This window comes from Paenibacillus sp. MT86, from assembly GCF_058792535.1.
Genome location: NZ_CM179499.1, coordinates 1793776 through 1805000, shown reverse-complemented (window position 1 = coordinate 1805000; position 11225 = coordinate 1793776). Strand labels below are relative to the sequence as shown.

Genomic DNA, 11225 nt, shown 5'->3' with positions numbered 1-11225 from the left:
TGTTCCCATAGGTACAGACGGAGAGCCGTATGCACCAGCATTGTAGTTCATTCCCCCCTGCCACGGTTGATACGATGCCCCCATGTCAGGCGCGTACGGACGATGCCCATGTTGTGGGTACCCGAAATGCGGCATGTGATGGTGTGAACCCACTTCTCCCCCGTGGCATCCGCAAGGAGACGGAACATAACCATATGTCATTGCGGTATGATGATGCTCAGGATATGGATGGTAGTCGGAAACCATATTCCCTGTATAAGATTCCGTGATCGAGAACTGGGAATATTCCATGCTCATCGGCTGTTCAGAAAGACCCGGATATCCTGAAACTGTACTTTCCCAGCCTTCATTGTAGGAAACAGGCATCGCTTCCTGCGGCATGTTGTGATACGGATGGACGGCATTGCCATAATCGGCGCCCGGCCATTTCATAGGCTCATGACACCCGCAGGGACCTTCATGAAGACCGAATGGAGGCATTGCAAATGCGGGTGCCTCTTTAAAAGGAAACTCCGGACACGGATGAGGCATCATCTGCATCGGCATCTGGGCAAAAGGCGGACATGGTTCGGCTATGGGATGAACAGGATGCGGTAACGGCATGGTTTTGACAGGATACGTATACTCCGGCTCCATAGGTTTATATGGAGATATGAATTCGGGTTTAAACTCTGGCTTGAACTCCGGTTTGTATTCTGGTTTGTATTCTGGTTTGTATTCTGGATTGAATTCTGGTTTAAACTCTGGCATGATTACGGGCATTTTAAATTCCGGCATCACTTCCGGTTTTTTCACCTCTGGCATAATCTCTGGTTTCTTGATTTCCGGCATGATGATCGGCTTCTTGATTTCAGGTAATATCTCCGGTTTGTATTCCGGTTCCATTTTCTTAGGCTCCTCGGGGAAAGGCGAAATCTCCGGAAGCTTCGGCAGAATCGGCGGCTCAGGCTCCTTAACCTCAGGAACGACCGGAGGCTGCTCGATCGGCGCTGTTATTTCTTCCTTAACTCCGGTGTAATCCTTGCTGCCGGGTTTCTTCTTGCCTGCAGCTGCACCGCTGCCACTGCTCATGGAAACCCCGTCATCAACGCCGGACTCCATAGAACCGCCTGATGAAGGGATGTTGACGACTTCTCCCACCAGCAGGGCATTCGGATTTTTAAGCTGCGGATTGGCATTGATGATTTCCTTCAGAGTGACTCCCCATGCCTTGGACAGTTTCCAGAGGGAGTCTCCCTGCTTTACCGTATGCTTATGGATAATGGGTTGGCTGCCGTCGGGGACCTGAACGGGCTCAGTCGGAACTTTGATCTTGGCACCGACATCGAGCTTATTCGGATCCACCAGCTGTGGATTGGCATCGATGATTTTCGCTAAAGGTACGTCGTATTTTTTGGACAGCTCATATAGGGTGTCGCCTTCCTTGACGATGTGTATCTTCACGCCGCTAAAACCTCCTACACTCTTCTAGGCGTCATGTAATTCGCCCGCTTTCGTTACTACATCCTATGCACGGAATAGGCGATTGACATCCCTCTGGGCAAAAAAAATCCTTTCATCGACATGAAAGGATGGTTTAAGTCGTTTATTTAGTTGTCCTGAAACCCTAGGATTCCCATACTTTATAACCGTCTTGATCCACAATTTTGCGGAATTCCTCCAGCAATTGCAGCGTAACGGGACCAGCCTGGCCTTTTCCGATGATCCGTCCGTCGATTTCGCGGGCCGCAATGACCTCAGCAGCCGTGCCCGTAAAAAATACTTCGTCCGCAATATATACGTCATGCATGCTGAACGGCTCTTCCTTCAGTTTAATGCCGAGTTTCTCGCATAAATCGATAATGGCCTGGCGCGTAATGCCTTCGAGTGCGCCAAGATAGCACGGAGGCGTAGTGACCACGCCGTTTTTGACGATGAAAATGTTGTCCCCGGAGCCTTCCGTCACATATCCCTGCGCGTTCATCATAATAGCCTCATCCGCTCCCGCAAAGTTGGATTGGATCTTCACAAGGATATTGTTCAAATAGTTCAAGGATTTAATTTTCGGGTTAAGCGCATCCGGTATGTTACGCCGCTGGGCAACGGAGACGGCCTTCAGGCCATTGAGATAAGCTTCTTCGGAATAAATCGCCAGCTGCTCCACAATGATCAACACGGTCGGTTTAGGGCAGCGGCGCGGATCCAGCCCCAAATTGCCGGCACCGCGGGATACCACGATACGGATATACCCATTCCGCATGTCATTGCGTCGAATGGTCTCGGCCATTGCCTCCAGCAGTTCTTCATATGCCAGGGGGATGACTAAATCGATGGACTTGGCGGAATCATACAGCCGGTCCAAGTGCTCTTTGCACTTAAAGATGTTGCCGTTATATATTCGAATGCCTTCGAATATGCCGTCTCCGTACAGAAACCCATGGTCAAAAACGGATACTTTAGCATTCTCTTTCGTGACATATTCTCCATCTAAATAGATCCATTGCTCCGACATTTACTTAACCTCCATTTTCTCACTCTCATAGGCGTAACCCGGATAAGAGCCCAGCACTCGAACCAGACATCCCAGCGCTTCAATCTCTCCCATGGCGGCAACCAACAGAACGGAATCCGCTGCGGCCATGACATCGATATAAAAATAGTAATTACCGAGCTTCTTCTTCGTTGGACGGGATTCGATCCGCGACAGGTTCAGGCGACGCCACGCAAAAGCGGAAAGCACCTGATGCAGCGCTCCCGGCACGTCTTCTGGAAGCGTTACGAGAATGCTGGTCTTGATATGTTCCGGCGAACGGTTGACCAATATCGGCTCGCGTCCGATCAGCACAAACCGTGTGTAATTGTTATCATGGTCGGTAATACGCTCAGCAAGCACGTTTAATTCGTGGGTGGCCGCGCCTAGCGAAGTGCCGATTGCCGCCCATCCCCGGCCGGGATTCTCCTTTACGATCTTAACCCCTTCGGAGGTGCTGCCCACTTGCTCCAACTCAGCCTGCGGTGCAGCCTTCGCTAGGAACTGACGACACTGGGCTGTCGCAACTTGGTGGGACCAGATCTTTTTGATCTGACTGTAATCCATCGTTCCGTCACTTGAACGGAATTCGGCAGCATTACCGATCAGGTTCTGGATGGAGGGATAGACCCACTCCACCTGCATCGGCAGATCCACCTCATTGACCAGCCAATCCATATGAAGGCTTACGGAGCCTTCAATGGTGTTCTCGATCGGGATCACGCTGTAATCGCTTTTTCCTTCTACTGTTGACATAAATACATCAGAGATCAGTTTATGGTGGACAAATTCCACCGGCTCACCATTTAGGAGATAAAGTATCGCTTCATGAGATACCGATCCTGAGGGCAACAAGGCTATTTTTTTCATGCGGTAACTTCCCCTCTAATCATATCCAAAAAGGATCTATTATTAATATCATCCAAGAGCTGGACGCCTTCCGCAACTGGATTCAATGGGTAGCACGAAGACTGGATTCCTTCAGCCTTCATCGTCTCCGTGAGATACGCGCCCAATTCTTCTGCACGCGGTTCGTTCCGGTCCACCAGCGCAATCATCGTCGGACCCGCTCCGCTCAGCGCGATGCCGAGTGCCCCATGATCAGGCGCTTCGGCCAAAATCTTGGACATCCCCGGTACAAGCGGCGCACGATATGGCTGATGAATCCGGTCTTTCATCGCGGCACGAATCAAGTCCAGTCTGCCTGCCGAAAGAGCAGCGGTCATTAAGGAGGACCGACTAATATTATATACAGCATCCGCTAAACTGACCTGGGCGGGCAGCGCTTCCCTTGCTTTGGATGTCGCCAGCTCGAAATCGGGAATCACCACGAGCGTTCCAAGGTCCGCCGGAGGTTCAATGCGCATATAATCCGCATGGGATCCATCCCATACGGCCGCAATGATTCCTCCAAATAAAGAAGCCCCCACATTATCAGGATGCTTCTCAAGATTCGTCGCCATATCAAAAAGCTTGGAATCCGGCAGTGGTGACCCGATTAGAGCGTTGGCTGCAGCCAGCGCGCCTACGATCGCCGATGCGCTGCTGCCAAGGCCGCGGGTAAGCGGAATTTCGGAATACATGGAAATCTCGAGATCAGGAACTGCCTGTCCCGCTTCTTCAAAAACCATTTGAGCCACCTTATAGATCAGGTTGCTCTTATCGGTCGGCAGACCGCCCATCTCATCGCCATGAAGATGGAACACGGTCTTCTCCGACGCTTTCATCTCGATCCAGGAATACAGGGACAATGCCATGCCGAGCGTATCGAATCCGGGTCCCAAATTAGCCGTGCTGGCCGGAACCTTCACCCGGACGCCTTGGGACAAACTCATACCCGCGCAGCTCCTTCAAGCTTAGCAATGGCATCCATTACGGCCGATTCCGTATCCGATACGACGAGCGGTTCGGCGTTCACGGTAGAAATCGCGATATTCGGATCTTTCAGCCCATGTCCTGTCAGCACACAGACAACGGATTCCCCACCTTTAAAATATCCCTCTCGCTTCATTTTATAAACGCCTGCGATGGAGGCGGCCGATCCTGGCTCGGCAAAAATCCCCTCACGCGATGCGATTTTGCGGTATGCTTCCAAGATTTCCTCGTCCGTGACGTAATTAATTTGTCCGCCGGATTCCTCAGCCGCGGCAACCGCGGTTTTCCAGCTGGCCGGGTTCCCGATGCGGATGGCCGTCGCTACCGTTTCCGGATTCGGAATAGGCTCACCCTTGACGATAGCCATGGCGCCTTCCGCCTCGAACCCAAGCATCTTCGGCAGGGAAGTGGATTTACCCGCTGCGTGGTATTCTTTAAATCCTTTCCAGTAAGCGGAGATGTTCCCCGCATTGCCGACCGGAATGGCCAGTACGTCCGGAGCTTTGCCCAACTGGTCAACGACTTCGAATGCAGCCGTCTTCTGGCCTTCGATACGATAAGGATTCACGGAGTTTACCAGCGAAATCGGGTGCTTGGCCGTGATCTCGCGAACGATTTCCAGCGCGCGGTCAAAGTTCCCTTCAATCGCGATCACCTTCGCTCCGTAAATCATCGCCTGCGCGAGCTTGCCCAGCGCGATATTGTTGTTCGGAATGATCACGATGCAGTTTAATCCGCCGCGAGCGGCATAAGCAGCAGCCGCAGCCGATGTATTGCCCGTCGAAGCGCACATGATGGTACGGCTTCCTTCTTCCATTGCTTTCGCGACGGCCATGACCATCCCGCGGTCTTTGAATGAACCTGTCGGGTTCAGCCCTTCGAATTTGAAATGCAAATCGATTCCGAGCTCTTCGGATAGATTCACGGCTTTGATGAGCGGGGTATTCCCTTCCTTAAGCGTTAGCAGCGGGGTACGCTCATTTACCGGCAAATATTCTCTGTAGGTTTGCAGCAATCCTTCATACGGCATCTCTCATGTTCTCCTTTTCTTATGAAAAAATTATATATGTTGATTTAATGGATGCTAATCCTTATCCTTCAACGCGGTAAACACTTTTGATTCGGCGAATGACTTCCAGGCCTTCAAAGTGATTCAGCACTTCGTCCATGCTGGCTTTGCTCGCATTGTGCGTAACGATGATTATCTCTGCGTCCGGGTTGTGCTCGTTCGGCTGCTGAACAACGGACTCCAAGCTGACGTTATATTGAGCGAACACCTGCGTTATTTGCGCCAGCACTCCTGCTTTATCGTCCACATGAAGCAGGATGAAATTCTTGTACATGATCTGCTCATCGGTTTTGAGCTTCTTCGGTTTATAAGGAACGATGGCTTTCAGACCGTTAACGCCGAGCTTCAGATTCTTGATGACCGCCACCAGGTCTGCCACAACGGATGTCGCGGTTGGCATCTCGCCCGCGCCCGCTCCGTAGAACATCGTTTCGCCGACGGCCTCCCCGTATACATACACCGCGTTAAATACGCCGTTCACGGCGGCGATGGGATGACCTTTGCGAACCATCGTCGGCTGGACGCTGATGCTGAATTCATCGTCCTGACGCTCCGCGATACCGAGAAGTTTCATCTCGTAGCCCAGACGTTTGGCATAAGCGATATCATCTTTCGTAACCTGCGAAATGCCCTTGACGGATACATCCTGGAGCTCAACGTTCGTGCGGAAACCGAGGGTACCGAGTATTGCCATTTTGCGGGCCGCGTCCAAGCCTTCCACATCGGATGTCGGATCGGCTTCCGCGTACCCCAGCTCCTGAGCTTCTGCCAGGACATCCTCATAGGAGGCGCCTTCCTGGCTCATCTTGGTCAAGATAAAGTTGGTCGTACCGTTCACGATCCCCATGATTTTCATGATACGATCCGATGAGAAGCCTTCAATCAGCGTACGGATAATGGGAATGCCGCCGGCTACGCTTGCCTCGTAGAACACGTCGCACTGCTTTTCTTGCGCCTTGGCCAATATTTCGGCACCGTGCAGGGCCATCAGATCCTTATTGGCGGTTACGATGTGCTTGCCGCGCTCAAGCGCTTCGAGGATGTAGGTTTTCGTCTGCTCGATCCCGCCCATCACTTCAACGATGACATCAATCTCGGGATCGCGAATGACTGCCCAGGGATCTTCCGTTAATTTACTCTGATCCACATTGACGCTGCGGTACTTCTCCAAATGTTTGACGGCGATGCGCTCGATCGTAATCGGCGAACCGACCTGACTGCTCAAATCCTCCTGATGCCCTTCAACGATGCGGACAACGCCTGTTCCTACGGTTCCTAATCCCAAAAGCCCTACTTTGACCGGTTTCATTAATACACTACCTCCTGTATCCCATCACATAGATATCTATTTATTCGTCGTTTCTACCCTAACCTTGCCCTATCATCTGCACTCTTCTGACTCCGGCTATCCGCCTCAATCCGTCAAGCAGATCATCCAGCTCCTCATTCAGCCGGGAAACTTCGACGGAAATAACGACATTCGCGATTCCTTGCAGCGGGATGCTCTGATGAATGGTTAGCACGTTCCCGCCTTCACCCGCTACCAGCCCCAGCACCTCGGATAGCATGCCCGAGCGATGTTCCATATCGATGGAAATCGTTACGATTTCATCACGTTCCAATTGATTGATAGGGTGGATGCCGTCCTTGTACTTGTAAAAAGCGCTGCGGCTAAGCCCTACCTGCTCGACGGCTTCATGAACCGTCCTCACGTCTCCCGACGCCAGCAGTTTTTTCACTTGCATCGTTTTAACTACAGCCTCGGGAAGGATGTCTTCCCGGACCAGATAGTAGCGTTCCTTCACAAACGTCCTCTCCTCAAAGACTACTGTATTCGTATAGTGGACATTATACTGGATATACCCCGTAAGGGCAATACATAAGTGACCCATTTTTAGCGAGCCCGATATTTCCGGGCCAACCCTATAGCCTATACTATATCGCAATTCGAAACGGAACTCATCGGTATTCACGTCAAATTTGCAAATGATGCGTTAAAAAAACAGCCCCCGGTATTCCGGAGACTGCCGATCACTTCAAGCTAACTGGTGTATCTCATGGTCAAGCCGCAGTACTCGCACTCTTTTTCCTCATGCCGTGAAATCACGGTTCTTGCGCCGCAGCCGGAACATGCCACGACTTGGATTCCGTCTTCGTTTGAGATTCAACGGGGTTTACCGGCTCTCTATGCAGCGAACGGATCACCAGCGCGCCATCCTCAATCTTCCCGGCAGGAAGCATGCGCTCCTTCAACATATAGTTCAAATCCCGGATCACATGGGCCGGACTTTGGTTCGCAACGATCGCGATATGCTCGATGTAAATTAGCCGCCGCTGCAAGACAGCCTCCCTGTAAATTCCGAGCAGCTTCCGGAATTTCTTGTCTAAGAAGTCGGCAGCAACCAGCAAAAACAACGCGGGGATTAATATACACAACGCCATCGCTAAATTATCGTTTAAGAACTGCTCGCTGGATTCGCTCGTCACTAAATTGATTACCAGGATAACAATATAAGTGCCGAACAATACCCATCCGACCAATCTAAGGTTCCTTCCCTGATAACTGTGATGCTGCTGCGTGGGCAGAATACGAAACGCAGCGATAATCAAAGCTAATGGAAAAAACACATACGTCAGTCCGATAATAAAATAATCGAATGAGGTAAATTGCGATTTAAAAGGCTTTACCGGAACGCTCATACGAAGTTCTCCCCAGTCTCTTCTCTTTTAAATGGTACATCCGACGTGCTATGCCACAATCACGGTACCGCAATACTCGCATTCCTTCCCCTCCACATGCGTTACGACCGTTCTTGCTCCGCAGCCGGGGCATTCCACGGATTTAGGAGCCGGATCGGACGCAGGTTCGGTTCGGGATATGGGGGCCGGACCTGCAGTCGTATCGCCCAATGAATACTGCACGCGCTGCCCGCTGCGCGAAACGAATTCGCCACGGAACGCTTCGGACTTTCTGTGCAAGGACGGGATGAGAACAACTCCGTTGTCGAGCTTTCCGTTAGGCAGCATACGCTCTTCAAACATGAACGTGATATCCCGGATCACGTGTGCAGGCGATTGTCTCGCCTCACGGGCAATATGTTCGACCTGGACGAGCCCTCGATGCAGGATGGCATTCGAATAGAATTGAAGCAAGCTGCCGAATTTCTTGTCTTCCTTATTGGCGATCACCAGCATGATCATGGCTGGGACCAGAATGATTACGCCCCAAACGACGGTGGCCGAATAGAGGCTTTCGATATCTTTGTCATCAATCGTCGCAAGAATCATGAGCAATTCTATGATTCCATAGGTAATGGCAAGCACCCAGCCGAAGAGACGGTTGTTCCTCCCCTTGCAACGGTTGTGCCGATGGGTGACAAGGACCCGAACGGCTGCCAGCACGATGGCCAGCGGAAAAAAAAGCACGGCCAACGCGATGATCGAATAATCCATTTTCGTGAACTTAAGTTTAAAACGCTTCAGATTAGAAGCTCCCATATGCTATCCCCTCTATCATCCTGCATTAGGTTGATCCCGCCTTTGCCTTCAGAAGCACCGTATTGCGATCCTGCACCGTTCGGAGAATATCGCGGATGATAGGAACGGTTTGCTCTGCCAGTTCCTTGCGATGTTCAGCTTGCGCCTCGCCGATCAACGTTACTTGGTCCTCCAGCATCGCAATTTTTTGCTGAATCAACTGCTCCTCTTCATATAAGGAGGTATGTGATATGGGATCACTATAACGCAGCGTCTCTTCAAGCTCGGCTATCTGCCGTTCCAACGACGGCATGTTCTCTCCCGGCAGTTCGCTTAGCTTTCTGCGAATCTCCCCGATCCAGGCTACAGTCTCTCTCTTGACCGCGAGATGATCGCTTTCCTTTCGCTCCTGTGCGCCCGCATATTTTGCCGCCAGGAATACGAGCCCAAGAACAACGAAAAATCCAGAAAGCGTAATCAGATGAATCATGAAATACGAGGATACAGGCAGCTTAAATAAGTATCCCAGCAAAATAACCTCCAGCACAACGGACACCGTATAGATACCAATTATGATGCCGGAAGCAATATAAAATGGGGTGCCTGACGAAGCTGCCTTCCCCCTGCCGATGACAGAGCCGATAAATAGGAGAACGGCCGCTTCGGCGCATCCGACGGCAACCCCCGATATCCAAGAATTCGGCTGAAACATCCCGCCGACCCATCCAAATAAGAGGATCGTGACAAACGGAAGCGCAATGGCTGCCAGCCATGCCCCGTTTCGATCCTTGGTTCTTGTATTCACCTGATTCCCCCGCTTTCGCTTCACATCAATTTATGACCGCACTCCATGCAAAACTTCTGGCCCGGTTTGATCTCATGATCGCACCCCGGACATGTCAGCGCGTGACTCGACCCGCAGTGCGGGCAAAACTTGGCTTCGGCATCCACCAATTCTCCACATGCCCGGCAAGGCATCGGCAGCGGTGCACCGCAATCCGGACATTCGGCAGCGCCAGCCGGGTGATCATGTCCGCACTTCGGGCATGCATGGTAAGGGTCGCCGCAGTGAAGGCAGAACTTTGCATTCGGAGCCAGGGGCTGCCCGCAATCGTTGCACAGGATGGCTTTCGCCGGCGCTTCATCGGCCTGAGTCTGAAACGACTGGCCGCAGCCCGAACAGAACCGCGCTTCTTCCCCGTTCAGCATTCCGCATTTGGTGCATGCCTTCTGCTCGATTTGCTTATCGTTCTTCTCTTGAGGCTTGGCATGGTCAAACATATGGCCGACGGTCTCATACATCGGACCGACCATTCCGAGTCCCATGCCCAGCCCCGTCCCCATGGCCGCAGCCGGGCTTCCGGGATTCTTCGCCGCTCCCTCAAGCGTATTAAAGGTTCTTTCCTGATGGTAGGTATAACCGATGATATCCATCTCCGCTTTTTTTGCCAACGCTTCCTTGATTCGGACAGCTGCAGGATCATGCTCCGGTATATTGATGGAATCCACATAAAAATTCAGCAGGGTAATCCCCATCTCTTCAAATGAAGGCGCAATCGCTTCCATGATGTGCTTGGATATTTCCGCTATGTAAGCATTGATTTCCACAACGCTGATTTTTTTCCGAACGATATAGGAGGATATGATTTCCGTAATGTTGGACATCAGCACGCCGCGGTAATATTTGACCAGCGTTCCCTGATCAAAGGTTGGCAGGGTACCGACCATGGTTCCCAGAAACTTTCGCGGATCGCTGATTTGAACGCCGAATTGGCCAAAGGCTCGGAGCGATACGATGATGTTGTATTTCGGATCCTGCAGCTGGATCGGCGAGCTGGTCCCCCATTTCACGTCCAGCGAACGAAGTTTGTTCACAAACCAGACTTCTGCCGTAAAGGGAGACTTCCCTCCGAATGGAAGATTGATGACATTGGATAAAATCGGGATGTTTGCCGTACTCAGCGTATGCCGCCCTGCCGGGAAAGAGTCCAGTGCCTGCCCCCCCTTATACAGGATCGCCTCCTGCGTCTCATGAACAATAAGCTGGGTCCAGGTGCCTAACTCCTGATTCGGATAACGCCAGGCAAACACATCCGGCGGGCCTTCGTATTTTACGACTTCAATAATAGCCATAGTTCTACTCTCCTTTTTGCGCCGTTCCTTCCATCCTGAGATCCATGGAAAAGGTACTATTGTACTACTATTGTATACGATTTACCCGATAAGTGGATGCAAAATTTGGAAAGCTTGATCCGGCATTTCGAGCCAGACTCCCAGCCAATGGAATATACGGCT

11 protein-coding genes (1 of these 11 running past the window's edge) are annotated in these 11225 nt (G+C 51.5%); all 11 read right to left on the bottom strand.

The genetic code is table 11. The features are described 5' to 3' along the window. Positions 1–1443, bottom strand: partial view of a LysM peptidoglycan-binding domain-containing protein gene (locus tag AC3RCL_RS07740; RefSeq protein WP_492535103.1) — the 5' portion only. 312 nt of this gene lie to the left of the window's left edge; the window shows 1443 of its 1755 coding nt (coding positions 1–1443); the start codon lies at positions 1441–1443; its stop codon lies beyond the left edge, outside the window. A gap of 163 nt (positions 1444–1606) precedes the next feature. Next, positions 1607–2491 carry a branched-chain-amino-acid transaminase gene (gene ilvE, locus AC3RCL_RS07735; protein WP_015734030.1) on the bottom strand — a complete coding sequence of 295 codons (885 nt, stop codon included), beginning with the start codon at positions 2489–2491 and terminating at the stop codon, positions 1607–1609. Then, positions 2492–3379 carry a prephenate dehydratase gene (pheA, locus tag AC3RCL_RS07730; RefSeq protein ID WP_009594007.1) on the bottom strand — a complete coding sequence of 296 codons (888 nt, stop codon included), beginning with the start codon at positions 3377–3379 and terminating at the stop codon, positions 2492–2494. It abuts the gene before it with no gap. Further along, positions 3376–4344 carry a homoserine kinase gene (thrB, locus tag AC3RCL_RS07725; protein WP_213580569.1) on the bottom strand — a complete coding sequence of 323 codons (969 nt, stop codon included), beginning with the start codon at positions 4342–4344 and terminating at the stop codon, positions 3376–3378. The genes pheA and thrB overlap by 4 nt, the downstream gene beginning before the upstream one ends. Continuing rightward, entirely contained in the window at positions 4341–5414 is a 1074-nt protein-coding gene (gene thrC, locus AC3RCL_RS07720; protein ID WP_009594024.1) for a threonine synthase, read from the bottom strand. Before thrC ends, thrB begins: the two co-directional genes overlap by 4 nt. Positions 5415–5475: 61 nt before the next feature. Further along, positions 5476–6762 carry a homoserine dehydrogenase gene (locus AC3RCL_RS07715; protein WP_015734027.1) on the bottom strand — a complete coding sequence of 429 codons (1287 nt, stop codon included), beginning with the start codon at positions 6760–6762 and terminating at the stop codon, positions 5476–5478. Positions 6763–6820: 58 nt separating this feature from the next. After that, complete coding sequence (locus AC3RCL_RS07710; protein WP_009594028.1) at positions 6821–7258, bottom strand: ACT domain-containing protein; 438 nt, start codon at positions 7256–7258, stop codon at positions 6821–6823. Between the two features lie 298 nt (positions 7259–7556). Then, positions 7557–8153: a hypothetical protein gene (locus tag AC3RCL_RS07705; protein WP_492535100.1), complete on the bottom strand. Its 597-nt coding sequence runs from the start codon at positions 8151–8153 to the stop codon at positions 7557–7559. A 48-nt stretch (positions 8154–8201) separates the two neighbouring features. Next, positions 8202–8951 carry a hypothetical protein gene (locus AC3RCL_RS07700; protein WP_192569320.1) on the bottom strand — a complete coding sequence of 250 codons (750 nt, stop codon included), beginning with the start codon at positions 8949–8951 and terminating at the stop codon, positions 8202–8204. A gap of 25 nt (positions 8952–8976) precedes the next feature. Continuing rightward, a complete protein-coding gene (locus tag AC3RCL_RS07695; RefSeq protein ID WP_213580567.1) occupies positions 8977–9735 on the bottom strand; it encodes a tropomyosin in 759 nt (252 codons plus the stop codon). A 20-nt stretch (positions 9736–9755) separates the two neighbouring features. Then, the gene (locus AC3RCL_RS07690) at positions 9756–11063 is read right to left on the bottom strand and encodes an SPFH domain-containing protein (RefSeq protein ID WP_096775412.1); all 1308 of its coding nucleotides are present in this window, start codon (positions 11061–11063) and stop codon (positions 9756–9758) included. Positions 11064–11225 lie beyond the last annotated feature (162 nt).